The 24922-nt window shown below is 50.7% G+C and carries 23 protein-coding genes; 6 read left to right on the top strand and 17 right to left on the bottom strand.

Translation table 11 applies throughout. From position 1 onward, the window contains the following. Positions 1-123 precede the first annotated feature (123 nt). Entirely contained in the window at positions 124-1203 is a 1080-nt protein-coding gene (locus ACEQ15_RS10160) for a hypothetical protein (RefSeq protein ID WP_370279059.1), read from the top strand. Here ACEQ15_RS10160 and ACEQ15_RS10155 read toward each other — a convergent pair whose 3' ends face one another. Continuing rightward, positions 1204-2256, bottom strand: coding sequence for a succinylglutamate desuccinylase/aspartoacylase family protein (locus ACEQ15_RS10155; RefSeq protein WP_370279058.1), 1053 nt, complete (start codon positions 2254-2256; stop codon positions 1204-1206). It lies immediately after the preceding gene. 20 nt (positions 2257-2276) lie between these two features. Continuing rightward, the gene (locus ACEQ15_RS10150) at positions 2277-3758 is read right to left on the bottom strand and encodes a glutamate--cysteine ligase (RefSeq protein ID WP_372530110.1); all 1482 of its coding nucleotides are present in this window, start codon (positions 3756-3758) and stop codon (positions 2277-2279) included. A gap of 215 nt (positions 3759-3973) precedes the next feature. On the opposite strand from ACEQ15_RS10150, the gene ACEQ15_RS10145 reads away from it, so the two are divergent. From ACEQ15_RS10145 to ACEQ15_RS10135, 3 genes are all read left to right on the top strand, one after another. Beyond that, the gene (locus ACEQ15_RS10145) at positions 3974-4261 is read left to right on the top strand and encodes a hypothetical protein (RefSeq protein WP_370279055.1); all 288 of its coding nucleotides are present in this window, start codon (positions 3974-3976) and stop codon (positions 4259-4261) included. Between the two features lie 4 nt (positions 4262-4265). Further along, positions 4266-6293 carry a sulfatase-like hydrolase/transferase gene (locus ACEQ15_RS10140; RefSeq protein ID WP_370279054.1) on the top strand — a complete coding sequence of 676 codons (2028 nt, stop codon included), beginning with the start codon at positions 4266-4268 and terminating at the stop codon, positions 6291-6293. A 270-nt stretch (positions 6294-6563) separates the two neighbouring features. Next, positions 6564-7550 (top strand): polysaccharide deacetylase family protein, encoded by a 987-nt coding sequence (locus ACEQ15_RS10135; protein ID WP_370279053.1) that lies wholly within the window; start codon positions 6564-6566, stop codon positions 7548-7550. Here ACEQ15_RS10135 and ACEQ15_RS10130 read toward each other — a convergent pair. From ACEQ15_RS10130 to ACEQ15_RS10065, 14 genes are all read right to left on the bottom strand, one after another. Beyond that, positions 7547-8638, bottom strand: coding sequence for a tetratricopeptide repeat protein (locus ACEQ15_RS10130; protein WP_370279052.1), 1092 nt, complete (start codon positions 8636-8638; stop codon positions 7547-7549). The genes ACEQ15_RS10135 and ACEQ15_RS10130 overlap by 4 nt on opposite strands. Positions 8639-8664: 26 nt before the next feature. After that, entirely contained in the window at positions 8665-9624 is a 960-nt protein-coding gene (locus ACEQ15_RS10125) for a type II secretion system F family protein (RefSeq protein ID WP_370279051.1), read from the bottom strand. 4 nt (positions 9625-9628) lie between these two features. Next, positions 9629-10609, bottom strand: a complete 981-nt coding sequence (locus ACEQ15_RS10120) for a type II secretion system F family protein (RefSeq protein WP_370279049.1) — start codon at positions 10607-10609, stop codon at positions 9629-9631. Between the two features lie 14 nt (positions 10610-10623). Then, entirely contained in the window at positions 10624-12033 is a 1410-nt protein-coding gene (locus ACEQ15_RS10115) for a CpaF family protein (protein WP_370279048.1), read from the bottom strand. 3 nt (positions 12034-12036) lie between these two features. Continuing rightward, a complete protein-coding gene (locus ACEQ15_RS10110) occupies positions 12037-13275 on the bottom strand; it encodes a CpaE family protein (RefSeq protein WP_370279047.1) in 1239 nt (412 codons plus the stop codon). A 12-nt stretch (positions 13276-13287) separates the two neighbouring features. After that, positions 13288-13767, bottom strand: coding sequence for a TadE/TadG family type IV pilus assembly protein (locus tag ACEQ15_RS10105; protein ID WP_370279046.1), 480 nt, complete (start codon positions 13765-13767; stop codon positions 13288-13290). A 20-nt stretch (positions 13768-13787) separates the two neighbouring features. Further along, complete coding sequence (locus ACEQ15_RS10100) at positions 13788-14267, bottom strand: TadE/TadG family type IV pilus assembly protein (RefSeq protein ID WP_370298382.1); 480 nt, start codon at positions 14265-14267, stop codon at positions 13788-13790. Then, the gene (locus ACEQ15_RS10095; RefSeq protein ID WP_370279044.1) at positions 14264-15643 is read right to left on the bottom strand and encodes a pilus assembly protein TadG-related protein; all 1380 of its coding nucleotides are present in this window, start codon (positions 15641-15643) and stop codon (positions 14264-14266) included. Before ACEQ15_RS10095 ends, ACEQ15_RS10100 begins: the two co-directional genes overlap by 4 nt. Positions 15644-15735: 92 nt before the next feature. Continuing rightward, the gene (locus ACEQ15_RS10090) at positions 15736-16005 is read right to left on the bottom strand and encodes a hypothetical protein (RefSeq protein ID WP_370279043.1); all 270 of its coding nucleotides are present in this window, start codon (positions 16003-16005) and stop codon (positions 15736-15738) included. A 15-nt stretch (positions 16006-16020) separates the two neighbouring features. After that, positions 16021-17691, bottom strand: a complete 1671-nt coding sequence (locus ACEQ15_RS10085) for a type II and III secretion system protein family protein (protein WP_370279041.1) — start codon at positions 17689-17691, stop codon at positions 16021-16023. An 88-nt stretch (positions 17692-17779) separates the two neighbouring features. Beyond that, positions 17780-18544, bottom strand: coding sequence for a Flp pilus assembly protein CpaB (gene cpaB, locus ACEQ15_RS10080; protein WP_370279040.1), 765 nt, complete (start codon positions 18542-18544; stop codon positions 17780-17782). Positions 18545-18565: 21 nt separating this feature from the next. Continuing rightward, positions 18566-19348, bottom strand: a complete 783-nt coding sequence (locus ACEQ15_RS10075) for a hypothetical protein (RefSeq protein ID WP_370279039.1) — start codon at positions 19346-19348, stop codon at positions 18566-18568. A 554-nt stretch (positions 19349-19902) separates the two neighbouring features. After that, positions 19903-20481, bottom strand: a complete 579-nt coding sequence (locus tag ACEQ15_RS10070) for a prepilin peptidase (RefSeq protein WP_370279038.1) — start codon at positions 20479-20481, stop codon at positions 19903-19905. 45 nt (positions 20482-20526) lie between these two features. Continuing rightward, positions 20527-20727: a Flp family type IVb pilin gene (locus ACEQ15_RS10065; RefSeq protein ID WP_370279037.1), complete on the bottom strand. Its 201-nt coding sequence runs from the start codon at positions 20725-20727 to the stop codon at positions 20527-20529. 331 nt (positions 20728-21058) lie between these two features. Here ACEQ15_RS10065 and ACEQ15_RS10060 point away from each other — a divergent pair, with 331 nt between their 5' ends. Next, positions 21059-21904: a helix-turn-helix domain-containing protein gene (locus ACEQ15_RS10060; RefSeq protein WP_370279036.1), complete on the top strand. Its 846-nt coding sequence runs from the start codon at positions 21059-21061 to the stop codon at positions 21902-21904. A 92-nt stretch (positions 21905-21996) separates the two neighbouring features. Here the strand turns inward: ACEQ15_RS10060 and ACEQ15_RS10055 are convergent, their stop codons facing one another. Then, the gene (locus tag ACEQ15_RS10055; protein ID WP_370279034.1) at positions 21997-23673 is read right to left on the bottom strand and encodes an AMP-binding protein; all 1677 of its coding nucleotides are present in this window, start codon (positions 23671-23673) and stop codon (positions 21997-21999) included. Between the two features lie 783 nt (positions 23674-24456). Here ACEQ15_RS10055 and ACEQ15_RS10050 point away from each other — a divergent pair. After that, positions 24457-24891, top strand: a complete 435-nt coding sequence (locus tag ACEQ15_RS10050; RefSeq protein WP_370279033.1) for a VOC family protein — start codon at positions 24457-24459, stop codon at positions 24889-24891. The last annotated feature ends 31 nt before the right edge of the window (positions 24892-24922 follow it).

The raw sequence follows: 24922 nt of genomic DNA, 5'->3' as shown, positions 1-24922 counted from the left end.
CCCCACAAGCACATAACACAGCACCAAAGAAACAATCGTTCAAAAAACAAACACCACACCCTTTAATAATAAGTACTATCCCTGATAAACTGCGTCATTCACTTATCTTTTGGGGAGCAGCACATGTCGCAGGCATACCTGGTTGCAGCAGCAAAGATCGCAGACGGCGAAGGGTCAATGGCGTCTGTTGAAGACCGTATCCAACAGCTCAACGCGCTGGGCATTCCTCTGCACACACTCAATATAGAGCCGCTGAACAGCGACTGGAACGCCCCCGAACAGCCAGACTTTTTCCGCAGCGGCTGCGGCCCGATTGAGGCACTTGAGCGTGCGCGCAAGCTGATTTCAGAAGGTACTCCCGCCGTTGTGATCCGTGGCGAAGACCTGATCAAGTCCGGCTATCCCCGTGACGAACGCCTGCAACTGATGGCCGTGTACGGTGACGACTACCCGCTTACCCAAGCCTATGACGATGTTGCCCAACAGTTTATCCAACACCAGCAGATCGATGCCGATACCTTCTACGCCACCGCCGAAGCGCTGTTTGAAAACTACCAGCGCACCTACCTGAAGAATCTGGAGGCCAACAACGTAGTGGTAGACGCCAGCCAGGCAACACCGGACGTCCGATGGTTTGAACGCATCACTCCGCTGTTCCGCGGCGTCGACTGTGCCAACCCGCTGGTCGACTTCACAGGCGCGGTTCTGGTGTGTAATGCAGAAACCACTGCCGCTCTGGAGATTCCTCAGCAGGCCCGTGTGGCGGTGAAAGGAGTGGGACTGGGCCGTTTGCCGGTTGATGGTAAAGAGGCGATCGAAACCATCGTACGCTACGACCACATGGAATCCGCGTATCAGCAGGCCTGTACACAGGCGGATTTTGATTTCCGCGATGCTTTTATGCACGGCGAGGCGTTGCTGGATACCTATACCTGCTATCCGGTGGTACCGATGGCATTCCTGCTGAAAACAGGCCTGGTTGATCGTATCGAGCGTATTCCAGCCTTTCTGAAGGAGTATGAGATCACCGTCACTGGGGGCATGAATCTGGCACGTGCGCCTTGGAACAACCCGGCACTCAACGGCCTGATCTGCATGTACCAGAAACTGACGAGCAGTGATATCAACCTGGGTGCGGTGCATGGCAACGGCGGCCTGGGCTACCGTCAGGGTGTGGCTATTTTGGCCCGTGAAGCAGACTGATCAGCTTTTCAGGTAGGTATATTCGCGCTCGAACGAGGCGTAGAGCAGGCAGTCACCCAGCGCGATAGAGTGGTTGCTGGTGATCATAAACAGCTTGAGCGGGCGGGCGGTATAGAGCTTTTGCCCTTCCAGGTGGAAAAAGGTGGAGAACATATCCCGCCCGATCGCATTCTGCACCCGCAGAATGCGGGTACCACAGCGCTCCCCTAACCAACCGATCAGAGTGCCTTCCGGCGCTGTACCAAAATTGTGCTGTTCCAGGTCTCTTGGCACCGTCAGATCCATGTCCGGCACCGGTTCATCGGCAAAATCGATCAGACTATCCGGGTGCAGCTCCAACCGCACCGGATGCCGGTACAGCTCAATCTCAATCCCTTCATGGGGCAATTTAAGCACGTGGTCTTCAAACAGGTAACGCGCCAACCCGTCTATCGCCAACTGATCGGAACGCTCGTCGTTCGCACCGCCGCATTCCACGGTGACCACCGGCATACTACTGCTGCTGATCTCCATCAGCGCCCCAAGCTTGAGATCAGTCACGATCAGGTGATGGGTAAACAGGGCAATCAGCGCCTCGTGGGCTGGATCTTCATGGGTCACCACACCAAATGCCGGACTCATCCCCGAGGTGTTGTGGATATCGATCATGCATTCAGGTTGGTAACTGTCTATGAGGGCTAGCATGTGTTCTGCAATACGCCCGTTGTAATCGTCATAGGGTGGAGCAAAACAGCGATTCATATCCCGCTGACCCGGCAGAATACGGTGCTTATGCAGCTCCTCGGTCAAGGCCGCCTTTACCGAGATAATAAAACAGATGATGTTGACCGCCGGAGTGCCACCGCTGCGTAACCAGCGATGTACAGCTCGCAGGCCAGAAGGCTCATTACCGTGCAGCAGTGTACAGATAGCGCGGGTTCGACTGGTGTCCCTCCCCTCTACAGTGATCATTACCGGACCACCCAATTGGTTGAGGAACCCCTCCACCGTATGGGCAATCGTCTCCGGGTGCGGATTATGAATACAGAGAATCGGTTCGTCGGAGATGTTCACCTAGTTTGGTCCAGTCAGAGTTATGTCCAGTCCGATACGGGTTTGTTTTTCCGGGCTTGCTCGATGTAGCTTTTCATCATCAAAGTGAGAGCCCGGTGCCGTACTTCGGTATTCAATAGTCGCTTAAAGGTTTTCAGCTGCCAACAGGCGCCTGTTTGCCGTTTTTCAATGCGGCGCCGGATGATGCCCAGATACCGACTGCTTTCCGCATCAGACACACCGATGCTATGCAACCCCTCCTGAGCTACCGGAAGTAGCGACTTGGCCAGCTCACAGGCCGGATATGCAGCCAATGGATTATGAACGTCTGAATCGGGCCAAAGTAACCGGGTATTCATCCCCTTCTCTGCAGCACGGTAGAAGTTATGGGTCACTGCCTGAAACGGCATCGCGGGTATATGCCCTTCGATATTCTCACTCAGCCCTTCCGCCAAACCGATCAGAAAGGCCGCATTCGCCATCATGTCACAGGGTGTAGGGCCGGCTGGTAACGCCCGCATCTCGATACGCAGATGGCCACCGTCAGCATCATCAAACACCGGGCGATTCCAGGGCCAGACAGTCCCCTGATGCAAGCGTAGCTCAAACAGGGACGGTATCTCCCCGGACGCCAGCACAGCCTCGGCATCTTCACCGTTGGTGATCGGCAGAATCGGTTCGTGCAGGTGTACGGCCTCAGCGAAGAGTTCATAAGCACCACTACGTACCCAGCCGTGGCCAAAGCTAACACGCGACGGAATATGCGCCTCGCGTAAATCACGGGTACGCCCGTCGATTGCATGCTTAAACAGTGGTATACGGGTTTCATGCCAGAGCCGCTGGCCAAGCATAAATGGCGAGTTCCCGGCGATCGACAGGACGACGGGAGTAGCTAGCTGCATTGCATTGAACAGATCAGCAAATCGATCCGGCATTACCCGGTAATGCAACTGCATAGAAGTATTGGCCCCCTCCAAGGTTACATCGCGGGAACGCAACGAAATCGCCTCGGGCCCATTGATCCGGATACAGAACAGCTCACCTCGCATCTGCGCCAGTGCTTCGGTCAGGGCATGAAACCGCGGCAGATCGGTCATTGCATGGGGGCCGAAATGACGCCGTTTTAGCGTGGGTAGAATACCAATCGGCACCACTTGCCCACCGTAGGAATCGGCTGCCTGTTGTAATCGATTCAGGGCATCCAGCACTTCGTGCTCGAGTGCAGAGAAAGGAGTACCTAATGCTGGTACCGGGGAGAGATTATATTCTAGATTGTAGCGGTTTAGCTCCAGCGCCAGTTGATCGTCGTCCACATCCGCATGTAGAGCTTGATTAACAAACAAAGGGCGGGCCTGCTGGTCGACGATATACATCTCCAGCTCTGCTCCGATGGTGGTGTCTCCTTCACCAAACCCCGGCTGATTCAGCAATTGCTGCAGTGCCTGCAGGTTGCCATGCAACTGATTTCTGAAGCTACGGTAGTCCGCTTCCGTAAATTCAGACCGCTCGATATCCAGGCCCATAGTCATCCGCCTGTTGCTTCGCTGAGGTTCAGCATGGCACGGAAAGGCGCAGTTCTCAAATTAACCCGCTTCATATCCGTACTGTATCACTGGCGTTACATTCCTCTCGCTTTCCTGTTCATTAACTATACTGATGTATGTTGTCTGAGGGAGGTGATCAACCGGCAAAGCCGGGTTTGCCTTCAGTGCGATATACCTGATTCGACGAGGTCAGAATGATGTCAGAGACGGGGTGCCAAAGCAGGGAAGAGAGATCTATCCAGATAGCTCTCTCTTTAGTGATAGCGATACTGCTCGTTTCAATCATCACCGCTGCAACAAGTGCGTATTACAGCGCTAACGCTATCAGGACGGATCAGCATGGCGGGGCAACACTCGCCGAAAGGTATCTTCTACATGGTGACTGGCCTTCTTCCAACAAAAACACTACAACAGCAATGGAAAAAACAACGCTGGCCATTCCTGAAAAAGACGATGACGTAAAACCAACCAAGAGCGAGTAACGCCGTGAATCAGATTCACCAGAAAACAGTACCACTCGCAAGGATAATCTGGAGGACGCTAAGCCTTCAGCTTCTAATCTTTTTTATGATCATCATCCTCAAGAAGCTGATAAATCCCGCCTTCGGTATCAAGAACTTGATCAAGTACGTCAACGACATAAATATTCTGAACCCTGCTACTGTTTTAGATTTTCTTCATTTCACACTCAGTCTCGTCATCATCCACGTAATATGGAGCTTCATCATTACGATAAGCTGTGTTCCCTGGATTACCCGAAAATACACAGAGGCAACTAATACTCTGATTTGGCTAACAATTGCCGTCTCTCATTTCACCTTTGTGTTGACTCTGAATTCACTGCTCTACCCCACTTCCCTACTGGGCTTCTTCAGGGGCTCCCTGTTTGCTACGACTGAGTTCAATATTGCTCTTGGCACGTTATTAATGGCGTTGTTTATCTACGGCGTTTACAGATACAGCGTAAGCAAAAAAGTACTGGCAATTTCTATGTCCGCTGTCGCCATCGTTTTGGTAACAGGAAATATTAAGTTCACAGCGTCACAAGCGGATCAATCCCAGCCCAATATCATGATCATTGGTATCGATGGCCTTCGACCAGACCATCTGGCCTATGAAAACAGCAACGCGAACTTCACACCGCACCTGAACACGTTCCTCGAACAATCTGTTGTTTACGACAAGACATACACCCCTATGGCCCGCACCTACGTTGCATGGCTAAGTATTCTGACGGGTCAGTACCCGATCAATCATGGAGGACGCTTCAATCTGACGGCGCCTGAGATGATCGACCGGGATATTCCATTAATCAGAGAGCTCAAAAATAGAGGCTACAATACGGTTTATGCTATGGATGAACGGCGCTTTAACCACATAGATGAAGGTTACGGCTTCGATACAGTCGTGGGGCCAAAAATCGGAGCCATCGACGAGCTATTATCGAATATTTCCGACATTCCGACGGTCAACATCCTCGTGAATACGCCTGTGTCCAAATATCTATTCCCATACCTGTACATCAATAGGGGTTACGGCAAAGCATATTCACCAGAGCTGTTTAATAAAGAGGTACTATCCAGCCTGTCTTCAAACCAGCCAAATTTCCTATCACTGCACCTCTGCATGTTACATTGGCCGTACACATCACGCTCATTCATCAATTTGGACAACAAGTTCTGGAAGGGAAACTACAACCATTTCATGTACTTATCCATGCTCAAAAAGCTTGATAGACAGTTTCAAAATCTGATTGATGACCTTCGTAAAAACAACCAGCTCGACAACACGATCATGTTTATCGTGTCTGATCATGGTGAAGGATTAAAACTGGATAAAGATGGATTGCTTAACGCCAGTGAAAACTATGAAGTAGAGTCCAATACATGGGGGCATGGCACCAACCTGCTCACTCAGCCTCAATCTCATGTGTTAATGGCATATGCCCGATTTAAGAATGGCCAGACAGTAGACAAACCGAATGTGGTACCGGGGGTGTTCTCTCTGGTCGATATTGCTCCCACACTCTTCAAACAACTCGCCATTGCGGATACATCACGTACGCTGGATGGAATCCCACTGCCCGTGCAGGCACACCCATCAATGGATTCCAGGGAGATTTTCGTTGAATCCTCAATACCTGTGAAGTCGATAAATACCAGCTTCATCGATAAGGATGCAGCGATAAAAGAGACCATATCAAAATACGAAATTCGGGATGACGGTATGCCTATCATCAAACCGGAGCTGTATGCATCCCTGATCTCGATTAAGCAACGCTCGATCTATAGAGACGGATGGCAACTGGTTCTGTTTGGCACTGGTACCGAGCCAGCATTGGTTCATATCGAAAACAAGACGCTGTACAAGCTCTCGGAATATAACGGCGATGCCCCTTGGCAAGAGATGCTAAGCTCGCTGTGCAACCATTACAGGGAAGATGAAGGCTTCATCGGCAACGAACATTGCAGCAATCTTGAGGCAACGACTGCGGGTAGCTATAGATTTCATTAGTCCAAAAGGGTGCCATCAGCCACTAATTCCCTACAGCCCTTATCAGGACGGCCGGAACAGCACCGCCCCCTCTCCTCAGATTAATCTATCAGTTACAATCACCAACTATCGTAGGTTCGGTATCATCGTACTGCTCTCTTCACACACTAGAGTATCGATACCGCTTATAGAGGTATGGTGCCAAGTACGATGTCACCCCTAATCTCACAGGCGGCTACCCTCGACACCTGCTTCTTCACTATATAAATGCGGACACGGATAGGTTTTACATTGATTAGAAAACTGGTAATTGATGCGCTTGGTTTTGCAGGTATACCTTCTCTGTTACACAGAGTATTGAAACGACGTGGTATCACTATCCTGGCCTATCACGGTGTATTGGATCGACCACTGCCATTTGATGACTGGTGTTTTATCAATCAGGAAACGTTTGAGGAGCAGATCCGCTATCTAAGCCAGCACTTCAACATTGTGCGCTTATCCGACGCAATCGATATGCTTAATCAGGGTGATGTCGATAAACCAACTGCGGTTATCACTTTTGATGATGGCTATCAGAACAATTACGACTTTGCATTTCCTATTCTCAAGAAATACAACGCACCAGCCACCATTTATCTGGTCTCCGATCAAATGAATGGCGCAGACACTATCTGGTTCTGCCGCCTCAATCAGGCTTTGGCCGATACCGGTGAAGTGTCTTTCAGCTGGAACGGCATGACCTTCGATCTCCGCACACCGGCCGGTAAAGCTAACGCATCTGCACGGATACAAAGCTCCCTGAAAGGGATGCATAACCAGCGCTTAAACGAAGAAGTAAAAAAACTGATCCTTGCGCTGGGCAGTGATCCGGAACAGCCTGTAGATAACCACTCTCCCTATCGCCTTCTCAACCAAGCTGAGATTGACGAGATGCGTGATTCCGGCCTGGTGGAGTTTGGTGCCCACACATGCAGCCATGCAATCCTAAGCCGCTTGAGTAGTGATGAACAGGCTCGGGAGATTAACGAGTGTAAAGTAGCGATTGAGAGAATGGTGGGACGCAGTTGTGACCACTTCGCATATCCAAATGGCAGCACACAGGATCATGATCCTGTCACAGCTGAGCTGATCAGCAAAGCCGGCTTTGTAAGCTGTGTGAATATGCGGCCGGGAGCGAACCTCCCCGAAACCGAGCGTATGCACCTGTTACGCTACGGTATCGGGTCGGATACGACATTCAGCCGATTTAAGCTGATGGTACACCACATCCGTTAATCTTTTTGTTTAGGCTGAGGCGTAAACTGAGTTATCTGGCTATCACGCAGGCGCTGGGTAAGCTTCATGTTCTCATGCGCCTTTTCGTAATACATCGGAGACAGGGTCATAGCTTTATCGAAATAGTACTCGGCCCTGTCATACTTACCCTCCAACAGACAAATATAACCGACGTCATTGTGGGCATCGGCACTGTCCATCACTTGCTCAAACGCTGTCAGCGCGGATACATAATTTTCCTGTCTGGCGTATAACAATCCCAAATTACGCCAAGCCTGTGGGGATTTAGGGTTGATTTTCAGCGCCGCTTTGTAGGCTCTCTCAGCCTTGCTCCACTGTTTGCTCAGATAGTAAGAATACCCCTTATTGCTTAGCGTGATCGCAGCTCTTGGGTTGATCTGCAATGACACGTCGTACAATGACTGCGCCTTATCGTGATCGCCTTTAAGATCTGCGACCACCCCAAGCCCGTTATAAGCGTGCGCGGGTGATTTCTTATCCGCCTGGATCTGCTCCGTCAGGGAAGCGATCTCATCCTCAGTCAGTGACTGAGGCTCAGCATTTTCGGTGTTTTCGGCCTTATCAGCCATCAAACGATTTCTGTCGGCTTGCACCGACTTGGTGAAGAAAAGGTGAGCATCCTGGTACCGGTTAGCTTTCAGATAGAGAATACCCAATGCTTCATTGCCATAGATATGCTCAGAGTCACGAGCCAGCACTCCCTCAAAGGCCACGACCGCTTTACCGGTGTTTCCACGGTCCAAATGGATTTGACCTATTTTATAGAGCGCTTCGGTATTGGTTTCATCCAGCTGCATCGCCTGGATGTACATGAAAAGAGCCTTATCAAACTCGCCAGCACGGAGTTGCTGATCGCCAAGAGCAATCCCCTCTTCCGCTGTTTTGGCCTCCGGCAAGTTTGAGAAGGTGACTGTCGATCGCCCTTCATAGAGAGCATTGTCATCAACTTTATCCGGGCTTTCTTGAGTCGCTGCACACCCAGTCACTCCAACTATCAGCGTTAAAACCATCCAACGCGGCCAGCGCTTTTTTCGGGATAGCACTGCATCTAGCGAAAACCTTTGCATCCTGGAACTCCTTCTCAAATAATCCCCTATCTTCCGAGAGCTTCAAGCACCTTCAGAACGGCGGGTCCGACTGCAACCAGGAAGAAGCCGGGCCACAGGCAGAAAGTGAGCGGAAAGATCATCTTAGTACCAATCTTAGCCGCAAATTCCTCTGCTCGCTGCATTCGTTTGTCACGAAACTCTTCTGAATACACACGCAGGGTATCCGCGATACTGCCACCAAAGCGCACACTTTGATCCAGCAAGGCCACCAGACCTTTAATGTCATCCACCCCGGTTCGTTCCGCCAGATTCTTTAATGCATCAATACGATGAACACCCGCACGTACCTCTGCGTTCACCAGATTCAATTCTTCCGCGAGCTCCGGATGGCTCACATCCAGTTCCTGTGCAACCCGCTGTAACGCGGCGGATAATCCCAGTCCGGATTCCACACACACCACCAGCAGATCCAGTGCATCAGGGAAGCTGGCATGAATCGTTTTAATCCGCTTTTTCGCCAAGTGATCGAGAACGACTGAAGGAAGGAGGAAGCCCGCCACCGCTGCCAGACAAGAATAAGTTAATACCTGTTTTGCGGAGGCTTCGGGTATAAAACTCCCCACCACGACCACCAATCCAAATGAAAAAATGACCAATAGCATTTTGATTGCGTAGAAATTCTTCACCGCACTTTCGGAGCGAATACCCGCATGCATCAACCGCTGGCGAACCTCGAAGGTGTGCTTTTCCTTTTTCGGCAACATCAGATTGGTTATCGGATCCAGAGAATGCATCATCCGTGATCCGGAGTCAGTTTGCGTACCTCCCGCTACTTTGGTCAGTACTCGCTTTCGATTTTCATAAGGAGAGGTAAAAGAGTTGAAAAGCACAATCAGACTGAATGCAAACGCGAGAGCGGCTGCGGCGGCAAACGCCACGAATACCATCTGGGTATGCTGCTCATTCTCGAGATACTCGTTAATTAGATTGAATAGATAATCCATGGCTCTATACCTCTATTTTGAGTAAGCGGCGGATCCAGAAAATACCTATAATCATTGCCGCACTCGCAGCGATAACTAACTCACGCCCGTCTGTGCTTTCTACCAGAATTTCCAGGTAAGATGGGGTCGTAAAGTAGATCATCACAAATAGCGCAAACGGCACCAGGGTGAGTATCCAGGCTGATAAGCGCCCCTCTGCCGATAGCGTTTTAACCTTCCTTTGAAAGCGGAAACGCCCCCGGATAACCTGCCCGATTTTATCGAGTACTTCTGCCAGGTTACCGCCGGTTTCCTTCTGCACCAGCACCGAAGTTATAAACGCCATGAGCGTAATACTGGGTATCCTTTCCAACAGTCCGATCATCGCCCGGCGTAGATCATTACCGTAGTTCAGATCGGCGAAGGTAATACCGAACTCTTTACCCACAGGTCCATCCAATCCCTCAGCAACCAAACGCAGACACTCACTGAACGGATGTCCGGCCTGCAGTGCGCGTTTGATGATATCGATGGCTTCGGGCAGTTGTTCATCAAACCGATCCATGCGTTTACGGCGATCCGTAAAAATTTTCATAAACGGCAACGACGCTGCCACCACGGCCATCAATCCCGCCATCGGTATAGAGTTAGAGAAGACAAAAACAACCACGCCGGCAACGATGCCAAATGCCAGTGCAATCAGCACCAGTTTATAAGCCAGGATTGTGTTGCCTGATTGTTCTATAAAGCGCGCCAGGTTCTCCATTCCCGGCAGCTGCTCCAATGATCGCTCCATTCCACCCAAGCGCTTCAGGTACTTTTCCCGAAGCAGACTGCTAATAGGCGGCTTATCAGAGCTTTGTTGAATTTCCCGTAGCCGTTTTTGTAGACGTTTACGGGCGCTACCCGACTCTCCGAATACGGGAACGGTTATACCAAATGTAAGCAGGAAGACGGCTATTCCCACCATCGAAAAGAACACAACAGGGCCAAATTCAATTTCCATTGTCTACCCTCCTCTTATTCGGGCTCGAACAGTTCCAGCGGCAAGTTATAACCTTTCTGCGCAAGCAGCTGATGGAACTGAGGCACTACACCGGTTGCAACAAATTCACCAAGTACATTGCCATCTTCGTCCAGGCCATGACGCTGGAACTGGAACAGTTCAGACATCGTAATGATGTCGCCTTCCATGCCATTCACTTCCTGAATACTCAGCAAGCGACGACGACCGTCCTCTAAGCGGCCGACCTGAAGCACCACATCAATAGCGGATGCAATCTGGGCACGAAGCGCTTTGGTCGGGAAGTTGATACCCGTCATGGAGACCATGTTTTCAATACGCCCCAACGCATCACGCGGACTGTTGGCGTGGATGGTTGTCAGGGAACCATCATGACCAGTATTCATCGCCTGCAGCATATCCAATGTTTCACCACCACGTACCTCACCCAGGACGATACGGTCAGGTCGCATACGCAAACTGTTTTTAACCAGGTCACGCTGGGTTACCTCACCTCTACCTTCAATGTTTGGTGGGCGGGTTTCCAAACGTACAACGTGTGGTTGCTGCAGCTGAAGCTCGGCGGAGTCTTCAATAGTGACGATGCGTTCATCCTCTGGAATATATCCGGAGAGGATATTAAGCATGGTGGTTTTACCTGAGCCGGTACCACCCGAGATCAAAATATTGAGCCGTGCTTTTACGATAGCCCTTAGAATGGGCGCAACCTGCTCCGGGACTGAGCCTAACTGCACGAGGTTTTCCATCGTCAGCAACTCGACTGCGAAGCGACGAATGGACATTTGCGGACCGTCCAGCGCAAGCGGTGGGATGATCACGTTCACACGGGACCCGTCTTCCAATCGGGCATCAACCATCGGGGACGCTTCATCGATATGACGCCCAACGCTGGATACGATACGGTCGATGATGTTGAGCAGGTGCACATTGTTGGTGAATTTCACCGGGCAGTGTTCCAGCTTACCGAAGCGTTCCACATACACGGTGTCGTATCCATTCACCAGGATATCTGAAATCGTCGTATCGGAGAGCAATGGCTCCAGGGGGCCTAGCCCCATGATTTCATTTTCAATCTGCTCAACAATTCGCTCACGTGTAACGGCGCTCAGCGGCACTTCTGATTCAGACATCAGGTGCGAGCATATTTCACGAATCTGTCGTCGTGCCTCCTGCTCTTCAAGGCTATCGATCAGGGACAGATCCATGACTTTCAGAAGTTCCTTATAGATCTGCTCCTTACACTCAGCTTCAGCGGGGGACAACAACGTGATATGCAAAGGTGGGTGCGCGGGTTTTGCGGTTTTTTGTTCAACCGGTTCCTGGGTTGCTAGATCTGAATCAAATCCCTGCTCATCTTTTGATGCCTGGCCTCGAAGCAGATTGAGTCGTTCGCTTAATAGTGACATATCTTAGGCCCCCTTAAGTTTGGCAAATAGCCGTCCGAGAACGGTGTGAGATGCATCGGCTTTATTTCCACGCACCGATTCACACAATTCTATTACCCCCTTGGTAACCGGGGCCCTGCGGGCAACATTCAGCAGCGGAACACCATCGTTCAGGCATTCAGAAACGCTCTTGAAGTCATTAGGAATACAGATCATAGACTTGAATTTGAGTGCATTCTCAATCTCTGTCTGGGTGATCATCGAGTTTTTCTGGTAGCGATTAATCACCACCTCCAGATGCTCGTTGGGAATTTCCAGGTCATCCCGCAAGACATCCAGCAGGCGCGAAGTATCCCGTAGATGCGTGATACTCTGCTGAGTCACGACAACTATCTGATCCGCCATCTCCAGTACGGTTGAAGTGATCAGATCAATCTGACGCGGCACATCAATCACTACATGATCGTGGGCACGGGCCAAGAGGGATATCAGGTGCCGCAGTCGCTCACTGGACACCTCGTCGTTGAGGATCATACGTCCCTCTTCAACCCCCATTACCCTGAGGCCACTGCTGTGCTTCACCAGATAACCGTCCAGTGCAATAGCATCCAGATCATCCACGTTATCTAATGCTTCTTTGATACCGTGTTTAAGGTTGAGATCAAGATAGTAGGAGAGAGAGCCGAACTGCAGATCAAGATCCACCAGGGCAACCCGTTGTTCATATTCCTGGCACAATGCATGCGCTACATTAGAGGCAATTAGACTGGCACCCGATCCCCCCTTGGCATTCATCACAATTGTGATTTTTGCCTCTTGGTCGGAGGGATTGTCCATTACCTCTCGGCTTAAGCGCTCCACAGAACGCTGGATCTCTTCTACATCCAACGGCTCCACAAAGAAGTCCCGTGCGCCGGCCTGCATGCTAGATCGCATCACCTGTGGATCACTCTCAGCACTCACAATTATCATCGGTGGGCGCTGACAAGCCGGACGGGCACACAACGCTTCCAGCTCCACCTCCCAGTTGGAGTCCAATCGGAACACCAATAGATCCGGCAGTGCATCCAGACCACTTAACGGATCGATATGACCGTTCATCAACACCTGCGTTTTGAACTTGGTCTTCGGTAACGGTGCCAGAATCTGCTTGAGGTTATCCACAGCCGCAGTCGAACGACTCGCGATCAATATCTGGCAGTCCCGGTGACCAAAATCCAGTCGGGGCTGATGCGCGGTATGATTTACCAGGTCATTCATCATACTCATCTCTCCCTAAGAACAGCTCGCTGAGCTTCCATCTGGATGTACACCCAGGCTTTCACTTGGAATCGTTGTAGAAAAATCCGGTACGGGTATTGTCAGGTTAAAGGTTGGAATCAACATCGTATGTTGATAATTGACGATACCCACACGAACATAATCGATTAGAGGAATTGAACTATCCGGGTCCGCGGCGTCGGGGGTTACCTCAGTAGTACCGTCGTCCTCAAAATACTGGACCTGAACATTAGCAGCCTCCAGCCCGTCAATGATATTGCCGTCGAAAATGGCTCGGTTCTGAATAAACGTCACCTCCGCCGGTCCAACTCGGCATACCGCCGCCAGACGTGCGCCCCTTCGGGTAACCTCATCGAGCGTGTTCATCACAAACATCAAACGCCCGAACTCAATCACCGCAAACAACAGAATGAAAAAGACAGCTCCGACAATGGCGAATTCGACACTTGTCATTCCTCGTTGTTTTTTAAACATGGTCAATCCTCCCACTCCCCTTACAACAACGCGCGCATGGTGATAGAGGAGCTCAGGGTAAAATTCAGAGCCGTCGGCGTCCCAAATCCAAAGCTTGGCACGGCATTAAATATCATTGGTGAGTAGTCATAGGTGACCGTAACGCGAACGTCATCAACGGTGGGATCATCAAACGTCACATCATCGGTGCTAAAGCCTTCCAGCAGAGGATCACCAGTGCCCGCCAGGTTGCCATACACCACAAGATTTGTGGCATTGTCGATGAAGGTAGTGTTATCAATCGCGGCCTCCGTTTGACCAGGAGAAGCCTGGGCCGCCAGGTAACGGATCCCGTTTCGCTGCGCCTTGCTCAAGGTGTTGTAGTCGTACAGCAACTTGCCCAGTTCGGCCGTACCAATAAACAGCATCAGTAGGATCGGTGCGGCGATTGTGAACTCCACCGCTGCGAGACCTCGCTGGCGCTTGGGCATTTTTTGAGATTCAAAGATAGGTTTCATCATGAATCTCCACTGTCTGAGTTGCGGTACAGTACGATCTTGGTTGGCGCATACTCCGGCAGGTCAGGATCGATACCGCCGGTGGCGTCACAACCAGGAATGGAGTTGCCACCAGGATTTGGTACAAACTGACCAAACACGGCACGCTTACCGGTATGTTCCACCCGCTGCAACAACATGAAACAGCCGTAAGCATGAACTTCGACCGGACTGCTGGTACCATTGATTGAGCCGTCACAGTTGCCGATTGGCAGCACCATCATGCGACGCCACTGCTGACATTCGATACCACCACTCGCACCGCAAACCGCAGAACCAATTTCACTGGCATACTGGGCGTAGTCAAATACACTGCCGCTTGGATCCAATCCTGATGCGGTTGTTACTACGTTAAGCCCATCCGGATCTTCAACAATGATCAACTCATCGCCTTCATCTTCCAGAAACTCTTCGGTCAGATAATCCGCAGGGACATCAAACTTGTTGCTGCCATCAAAGCGGGCATTCAAACCGGTTGATACTGGCCCCGCCATGTTACCGGGTTCGGTATCCACCCAGTCTTCACCGTCGGCATTGGTATCGACACAGTAATCGGAGTTTCCAGCAAGCGCATTACGCAAGTCGCTGGCACCTTTGGCGCCGTCCATACGTAACATCTGGTAGTTACCCGGGCCGACGTCGCTACCGACCCCCGCAGGTTGGCTCAGACCGGTAATATCATCGACATCCAGTGTTCCTGCCGCCGGCAGGACCGGGTTGAAGGAGTCCTCCATATAGTCGTCGCCGGAACAGCCGGCAGGCCCGGTTGGGTCGCAACAGCCGGGATCGATACCGGGACGACAACCACACGCTAGGATGGGCGCGACATTACAGATACCGGTCAATCCCGCAGATGGTCCGGAGACAGCACTGGCAACCACTTCGGTTTCGGTAATCCCGACGACTTGAACCAACCAACTATCCAGCGTAAATCCGGTGGCGGTTACCCGCACATAAGGCGGATTCCCTGACGGAGTGAAAGGAGAGACAACCGTCGAGAACTCCACGTTCAGGGTGATCTCCCCGGCACCGTCCGCCCAGGCATCAGCCAGCTGGCTATTGCCCGGAGCATCCAGATTGGATGTGAACGCTGCATTAGCTTCAGCGGTTGCATTCGCCGTACTACCGGTGGTGCTCAGTACTTCTGCAGCGCTTAATGCTGCGGCATCTACAGCATTCTGAAGGCGGGTTTTGGTTAAAAGAATATGTCCACTATCGAGTGCTAAACCACTCATCGCTAAGATTGCGAGCATCCCGATGGTAAGAATCACCATCACAACGCCGCGTTGCCGCTTAAAACTGCGCGGAGAAACCATCCGGGTTGAATAAGGCCTATCCATCGTCAGTTCCTCCTATTCAACAAGTATTTGATAGGCAGTCCGTCGCGCCTCTCAGCTGTCAGGAACAACGGACTGATCGTTTGAGCCGGAAATTACTTACCAATATTGACATTGATGGTGCTACGTACAGAGTCTCGTTCGGCTGCATCAGCCCGGTAGGTTTTAACTACCCGGGCAGCAACCGTGCCATCCAGTGGCGGATTGCCCGCTTCAACCATCTTGTCTGGGTACGCAGTCTGGCGCTCGACCATCTCGTGATAGCCTTCTCCCTGCTCCGGCAAAGTGGAGTTGCCATAACACCCAACCAGCGCTGCAGTGAGTGTCAGAACAGCACCTGGCATCAGAATCTTTTGAAGTTTCATGGTCCTGTCCCCTGCTTAGTTAATACTGTGACCGAACTTACTTTCCGAACCACCCGCGGCCGATCGTACAACCGCATCCTCATCATCCACAGCAAAGGCCTGGGCGGTTACCTCCTCTTCGGACTCAGGCGCAGGTTCGATTTCACCTTCGGCTGCCGCTTCTTGATCTTCAGCAGTGGAGTCCTCTGAAACTACGGTGTGGGTGCGGCCCAGAATGTAGAACTCGAAATCATTCGGCTCGACGAATCCATCCCCCGGCAGCTGGATATCAGCCGCATCGAACGGTTGAGCCAGTGTCGGTGTCACCATAATCACCAGTTCGGTCTCGCCTTTTTCAAATTCCTGACTGCGGAACAGATGACCCAGCACTGGGATATCGCCCAGGCCCGGGAACTTGGATACCGCGTCACGCATGTTTTCGCTGATCAGGCCTGCGATACCAATTGTCTGGCCATCACCCAACTCCACGGTAGAACGGGCACTGCGCTTGGTCAGGGCTGGCACAAAGAATCCTGCGCTAGCCGCACCGCCACCGATTGACACGGACGTTGAGCTGACCAATTCACTGACACTAACGTTCAAATTGAGGTTAATGCGCCCGGAATCGAGTACCACCGGGATAAACTTCAGGCCAACACCAAACTCTTTGAATTCGATGGTGATACCATATTGATCCGGTACCGGGATCGGGAACTCACCACCTGACAGGAACTCGGCCTCCTGACCGGTCAGTGCTGTCAGGGTAGGCTCCGCCAATACCTTAGCCAGACCGTTATCCTTGGCGGCATCAATGGCGATAGAGAAGAGGAAGTCATCGTCTAAGTAACTGGCAAACAAGCCTTTATCAGAGATGGCCAGATCCCCAGGTGCAAACTCATCCACCGCTGGACCAACGACGCCTCCCGAGTTAAACAAGCCACTGCGGGAAACTACCACCTCATCCCCAATCGCATTAAAGGATGTTGAATCAGGGAATGTAGCGCCACCACTGACCGCTCCCCAATTGGTATCCCCACCCTGAGAGAAGCTATGGAATTTGATGCCCAATCGCTTCATTACGGAGCGGGACACTTCAGCCACCGTTACTTTCAACATGACCTGCTGAGAACCACCGATATTCATCAGGTTTATTACATTACCTTCGGTGGTCGCACCTTCTGACGACGGTGCCTGGAGATAGCTGTGGGCAACCTTCATGGCTGTATCCATACTGAGTGCATTAGACACTTCGCCACTTAGAACGATTGCCCCTTGTGACATATTCACACGGATTGACTCACCCGGCAGGAGTTGGTGCAGTTTCTCTTTGAGGGAATTCACATCGGGGGTTACCTCGACATCCAGGGATTGAGTCAGATTGTTCTGGCTATCCCACATCAGAATGTTGGTGGTACCAATCCCGTTCCCCACGATGTACACCTGGTTGGAGCGCATCACGAGAATATCGGCGACCTCTTTGTTACCTACCGATATTTTGTGTACTGGACCACCCAGCTGGATAATCCGAGACTTGTAGAGTGGAACGTTAACGATTTTAGCTTTGCGTTCGAGCGCGATAGCTTCATCCACTGCATATGCGTTACTGATACTTAGCACTGCGATTATCAGCAGCATAAGGAACTGTATTAGCCATCTTTCCGACAGGCTGTGACGGCCTGTATCTTCTACGGTTGCTGAATATGCCATGATCATTCCTCTGCTTTCCCTTGTGGCGTGATCACGAGGTCTTTCCAGGCTTCATGAATCTCCACACTTCATTTTTTATGCAACTGCATTACATCGGAACCTTCTTGGATTGCCACTCTGTACCTTTAATTACGATCACCTTCGGTGCCGCCTTATAGGTACGTTTTGGTTTTGCTTTCGCCACCTGTTTTGGTTCTTCCGCGACTGGATTACGCAGGGTTAACTGAATAGAGCCTTCGCCACGTGCCTCAGCCAGTTTCTCGGCTTCGCGGGGGGTTAACTCCAGCGTTACCGCACGTACCACAACAGGATCATTCTTATCCGTTCTCGCAGTCTGATCGACCGCCAGTACCTTGACGTCTTTCAGCAAAGTGGTTGAAGACACATTGCCCTTACCTCTGGAGCGGGATGCAATGATATCCACGCGGTTACCCGGCAACAGGAACCCTGCTACGCCCACCACATCGTCTACTCGCACAGTAAATGCACGCATTTCCGGATCGATAAGCGCCGCCAGTGTCGCCCCTTCGAGGTGATCGGATACACGTTCGGTACGAATGATCTCATCTGGCAGCAGAATATTTGTTGATACTTTGCCCACCACATCATCTACACTTCTGAAGCTGTTAACCGGAGCAACATCCTCCGGCATCATTACGACCTTGAGATGCCGACGTTCAATGGTGTGCCCATAGGGAATATCCAGCGCTGCTAAGACCACCGGCTGCCCCACTTTTTCCTGTTTAGCAACAGTCGTTTTCTGGGAACTGATCCAGTTATTCGCTATCCAGGCTGCGCCTACGGCAAAGGCGACCGAAAGGATGAATAATGTCACCGTTCTGGTTTTTAACATGAGAAAACCCTCCCTAGAGGCTTAACGTTCAGTCATCTGTTTTTGTGCATCCAGTGCGACAAAGTAGCTACTCCAAGCCCAATCCAGATGTTCCGGCATCAGGTGACCTTCGCCGCCCTGATACAAGAACCGATCCCAAGCCATTCCCAACAAATCGCGGGGATGACATGGACGCAACGCAACACCTTTTGTGCCGTGCAACTGGTAAAGCACGTAGTGCAGAAGTTCCGGATCAAATGGAATGTCACGTTCAGCGCACTCCTGGCGCCAGATCTGCTCATACTCGTTTGGCTCAAGAAAGCCGAAGTACACTTTGTAGCCGATACGGCGCAGGAACGCTTCGTCGGCCAGATCAAGCGGATTAATGTTGGAGGAAAACACCACAACCTGATCGAACGGTGTTTGAACGTGCTTACCAGCACTCAGTGTCAGGTAATCGGTATGCTCTTCCAGAGGTACGATCCAACGGTTAAAGATCTCCATCGGCGTAGCCCGTTGACGGCCCATATCGTCGATGATGAACATGCCGTTGTTTGCCTTGAGCTGTAACGGTGCCTGGTACTCTTTCAGTACCGGGTTATAGTTCACCTCAAGCATCTCCATGCCCAACTCACCACCGGTAATTACAACAGGACGTTCGCAACGCACAAATCGCGCATCGTAGTCATCGTCGAGCAGGACATTAGGATTTGTCTTGATCTCTTCCACCGGGTGATGAATAAGCGGATCAAACACACTTACTACGGTGCCGTCGATCTCAATTGCGTACGGAATCAGGCAGCTATCATCAAACAGCTTCAGCATTTTCTGTGTGATGTACGTTTTACCGGTACCAGCGGGACCATAAATGAAAATGGCCCGGCCTGAATTGAGCGCGGGTCCAAGTTGATCTTTGAGTTCCGCTTTTAATGTGATCTTGGAAAAAGCGCGATAGAAATGATCCCTTGTGACCTTGAAGTTATGTATCGACTGTTCCTCTACCACTGCGCGATATAGATTCATAGGCACAGGAGCAGGGCCGACGTAACCACTTTTGGCGAAGGCATCAACCGCATAATCGCGCCCCCGCTGAGTCAAACCGTAATACAATTCCCTGTGTTCGAACCCTCTGGAATGTACTTCGATCAATACTTCCTTACGCAGAAAGCTAATAATTTCCTCAATGACAGGGCCTGCCAATGCAATGCGTTGCATTAACTGCTTCAGTGTCAGTAAGCCCGCGTCATTAATGTGTTTTACGAGTAATTCTGCTAAGAAGTGCATAGGTAACTGGGTTTCCTCCACGGTTTTTGGCCGCGGTGCCAGTATTCTTAGACCTTCCTGCTGCACAGGTTCCTCTTTTAACAGATGGGAATTCATCATCCTGCCCCCCATAGTTGCCACCGATAGGTGAGCTCTGTTGAAAGGTGGTAAAATTCCAGCTGAGACTCCATCATCAGCACTGCAACCGTGCCACCGGCAATTGCTAACGCAAACGGAAAGCGCCTGTTGGTTACCGAATTTGCATCCGGTGCCACATAACTCTTAGTTTTCAGGGAGACTGAGTAACGTTGAAGAAGCTGTGTCCACTCTCCTTTATACGTCACTAGAAAAATGGCGTAGGCGCCTGCAAGGCAAATACTAAAGGCCGCAGCAAGCATTACTGACTGATAGCCAAGCAATGTACCGACAGCAGCCATCATTTTTACATCTCCTGCTCCCATTCCACCGAGCAAGTAAAATGGGATCAGCAACACTAATCCCATTCCCGCGCCAGCAAGCCCTGAGAGCAAACCGTCGTAACCGATAAATGCAAACTGCAACATCAATCCCCCTAACAGCGTCCAGAAGGTCAGCCAATTTGGAATTCGATGTCTACGCAGATCACTTATGACTGCAATGACTAACGCGGTCAGAAGGAGGAGCGAAGATAGATCATAGGTGTAATAAGCAATCATCGTAGTCTCCTCCCTCCAAGCGATTAGTTACTGATGCGCCAGCTATTAACTTGGGCAAGTACCATCAGCTGCAGAGTTAAGACACTCAGCCAGGTTGGAGATAGTGTTATCAACACCGGTACCCAGGTCTTGGAACGCAACGATAACTGTAGCGGCCACCAGACTACCCGCAATTGCGTACTCCACTGTGGTCAAACCTTCTTCTTCTTTCAGGAATGCAATCAGTTTTTCTTTGAGAGTCATCATTGTTCTGTCCTCAGTTGTTGCATGACATGCTTGTTTGAATCAGCGTCGCATGCAGGTATGTCAATCAACTCACACGGGGAACTATAGGAGGGGTGTTTGGACAGGGTTGGCACTATTTTGCGTAAACGCTGGGATTATTTTGTAGTTCTTACCAATCCGTTCAGCAATGAAAATGTTTCAAGCTTAACGTGCAATAAATGAAGGGTTTAGCCCGTTAGCTGTAAAGATTTGGACTAAACTGCTTTGTACAGTGTTCAAGATTGTTAACAAACACTGCGTAACAGCTGTACATATATAAGCCAATTGTTACACGGACTTGGAAGCGGGATTCATGGAAAAATCAGTGTTACTCTGGATAGACATGAAAGCCTCAGGCAGTGACGAAGGCATCTCAGTCTTGTTTGAAAAGTATTTCGTTGTGCGCATTGTGACACCCGAAAGTGTTGTCACGGAAGAAGCCGTAGAGTTTCAGCCTCAGGCTATCTGTTTCGACTACGATTACCCCGACAAGTACGGTCTTGATCTGCTCAGATCAACCCGTATGAACTACCCTGATGTTCCTGTTTTGCTGCTCACGGAACAGCACTCTGAGGCATTAGCAGTTTGGGCACTGAGAATGCGCGTGTGGGATTTTCTGGTTAAGCCGCTTAACGCTTCTCAGGCGGAGCTTGAAATTCAGCAGCTTAAAAAGCAGATTGAGAGCCACGGGCATTGGGAAAACACCCCATTCAACGGGTCTCAGTCGCCACCAATTCCTGAAGAAGCACGCTTTATCAATAACGGCACCCAGGAAGAACGCGCTCTGGCTCCGGCGATCTCTTACATTCAACAACACTTCACCGAGAAGATCACCGAAGAACAGATGGCATGCCTCTGTCGCATGCGTCCTTTCCAGTTCAGCCGTAGTTTCCGCAAACAGTGTGGTATCACGTTCCAGGAGTTTGTGCAGAGAACGCGAATTGAAGAAGCCATGCGGCTTTTACAGAACCCGAATATGCCGATACTGGATATAGCACTTTCTGTTGGATTCCGCGATCAGTCCTATTTTACCCGAGTATTTAAGAAACACATTGGCGTGGCACCTACCGCCTATCGGGAAAGCAGAACCCGCACTGAAGAGCAAAGCAGTAACTCCCAAGAAACCCTCGATATGTTCCAATCTTCAGTATCTGCCTAGTTCCGCCGTAATTCCTTTCAGCCACAGGGGACGTGGCTCACCGACATCCCCCAAGTTCTAAATCCTCAAGCACCTCAAGCATTCTCGATACATTAACCAGCAGCCCGGTTCTCATCATCCATAGTTCTGCGCTCGCGTAACTCCCTGCGCAATACTTTACCTACATTGGTCTTTGGCAATTCACCAACGAACTCGACATGCTGCGGTACTTTGTAGCGTGTTAGCTGCTGCTGACACCATTCACGGATCTGTTCGGACGTGAGTGCATCAGCCTCGGTCACCACAAAGGCCTTCACCACCTCGCCACATATCTCATCGGGTACACCAATCGCTGCGCATTCGATGACATCCGGGTGAGAGCTCAGAACATCTTCCACCTCGTTGGGATAGACGTTAAACCCAGAGGTGATGATCATATCCTTCGCACGGTCCACAATGCGCAGATAACCATCACTCTGCAACACAGCAATATCACCTGTGCGGAAATACCCATCCTCGGTGAAGGCCTGATCGGTGGCTTCAGGACGCTGCCAGTAGCCTTTCATCACCTGGGGGCCACGCACACACAACTCTCCAGGAGCTTCATCAGAGACAGAACCTCCATCATCCCCAATGACTTTTACCTCGGTTGCGGTGACCGGCAATCCAATACTGCCCAGCTGAATAGCATCACAGGGATTTACAGCAACCACCGGCGATGTTTCCGTCAGCCCATAGCCTTCCATAATTTCGCACCCGGTGACCGCTTTCCATTCATTAGCCGCTGCATGGGTCAGGGCCATCCCACCAGAGACCGTCATCCGCAACTGCTCGAAATTCAGCTCAGCAAATTCAGGTTGTTTACACAACGCCACAAACAGGGTGTTTAACCCTAGGAAAGTCGTCGGTGGCCAATGCTCCATTTCTTTGATAAGGCTCGGAATATCGCGTGGATTGGGGATAAGAACGCTATGACCGCCCGCTAGCATTACCACCTGGGACAACGTAAAGGCATAGATATGGTAGAGCGGCAGCGGCGCGATCACCGCATCCTGCCAGTCGTTGCCAACCGCATTGATCCGCTCATAGGATTGCAGGATGTTGGACACGATATTGGCATGGGTAAGCATCGCACCTTTGGAAACACCTGTTGTACCCCCGGTATACTGCAGTACAGCCAGATCATCGGGTTTGACCTCCAGTGGCTCTGGAATCCCACCCAAACACAGGTCAAGGGCATCAAACAGAGGGATTGCTTCAGGCAGCCTGAATGGCGGCTCCATCTTTTTAACGTATTTCACCGCAGCGTTGATCAGCACCCGCTTTATAAAACTGTGCAGATCCCCAACCTGGGTAACAAATACTGTTTCAATCGACGTATCATCGAGGATCTCTTCCGCCTTACACGCCATGCTTTTGTGAATCACCAGCGCCTTCGCACCCGAATCTCTAAACTGGTGTCGCATCTCGGACGCGGTGTACAGCGGATTGGTGTTCACTACAACCAAGCCTGCACGCAGTGCCCCCATTAACACAATCGGGTACTGAACGATGTTAGGTAATTGAATGGCGATCCGATCCCCAGGTTCAAGGCCGGTATGTTTTTGTAGGTATACCGCAAACGCATCCGCCAGTTCATCGAGCTCCTGATAGCTCAGGGTACGTCCTAAGCTGGTAAACACCGGTTTTTCTGCAAACTCTCTGCAGGCCCATGCTGCAACCTCCAGCACGTTACTGAATTCTTGCGGGTTGATCTCGCTTGGAATCTTGCTGCCTCTCGTATCGCTCATGATGCCTTCCCCTGTCCTCATATTTCCCGGCGCAATCACCATAGCTATTAGTATGGCACCGCTCGAAAATAAAGCCTCTTTTGTATGCCTGGGATGGGACACACGTTCAGAAAGGTACAAAGAACAACAAAGGGGTCACAATTTACATTCCTATTCGTTATAAAAAGCACGCCTTTAAAATCAAACGCTTTATACCGATACGATCCCAACCTACAGAGCTAATTGATTTCAAAAGAAATTTAAGGACACCATCAAATTAACCCTTTTTTTGACGAGGAATACATATATTGAATTTCCATTTTTGGCGTGTATTTTTTTTGATCAATGCTAGCCTTAAATGACGCATCGCTCATCAGAGCGCGGCAACAAATAATAAAAAGGAACCCGCTACATGCGGGCGTGCTACCCCTTGGTAAGCCTCAAACATGGACATGACCAACCAAAAGAGATTGAGGGCGGTTAATAATGAGGAGCAACCAAACCTCTCCAATAGAGGATTTAAAACTCGACCGGGAACTAAAATCAGACTTAGAACAATTACTAACAGATGAGGAGATAGAAGCTACTTTGCAGGAACGCCTGGAAGCCTGTGAATTAACTTGGAAAATCGTCGACAATGGTCTGCTAGAAGATCACTGAACCGAATAATTTTCTGCTTGTGGCCCCCGACAATCAGAACGGTTGCAGATACTGAATACGTTAAAATAAAAAAGATTCGGGGGCTCACTTCCCTCTTCGATCGGCTTACCACCCGGCTCAACTTATCATTCTGAGCAAAGACCTATGCATACCCCACGCCTGACTCATATCGCCCTACATGTAAGAGATATAGAAGCTTGTATACGGTTTTATCAAACCTACTGCGGCATGGTGATCATTCACCAACGCCACCATGAACCGAAACGCATTGTCTGGATGGCCGAACCAGACCGCGAGACCGACTTTATATTTGTGCTGATGAATGGCGGCAATGATCTGGAACTGGCGGCCGACGATTACCGGCATTTCGGGTTTGCCCTTGGGAGCAAAGACGCCGTTGACCAGCTCGCCGCAAAAGCGCGCAAAGCAGGTGACTTGGTATGGGAACCGCGCCAGGAACCGTTCCCGGTGGGTTACTACTGCGGCTTGCGTGACCCCAACGGCAACTATGTGGAGTTTAGCTACGGCCAACCCCTCGGCCCTGGTGCCGACGACTTTGACAAACTGACCGATAGCTAACCCTTACCAGAAATAAGCACTTTCCCGTATA

This window comes from Pontibacterium sp. (assembly GCF_964228735.1).
GTDB lineage: Bacteria > Pseudomonadota > Gammaproteobacteria > Pseudomonadales > Balneatricaceae > Pontibacterium.
This window is presented reverse-complemented; position numbering and strand designations above follow the sequence as displayed.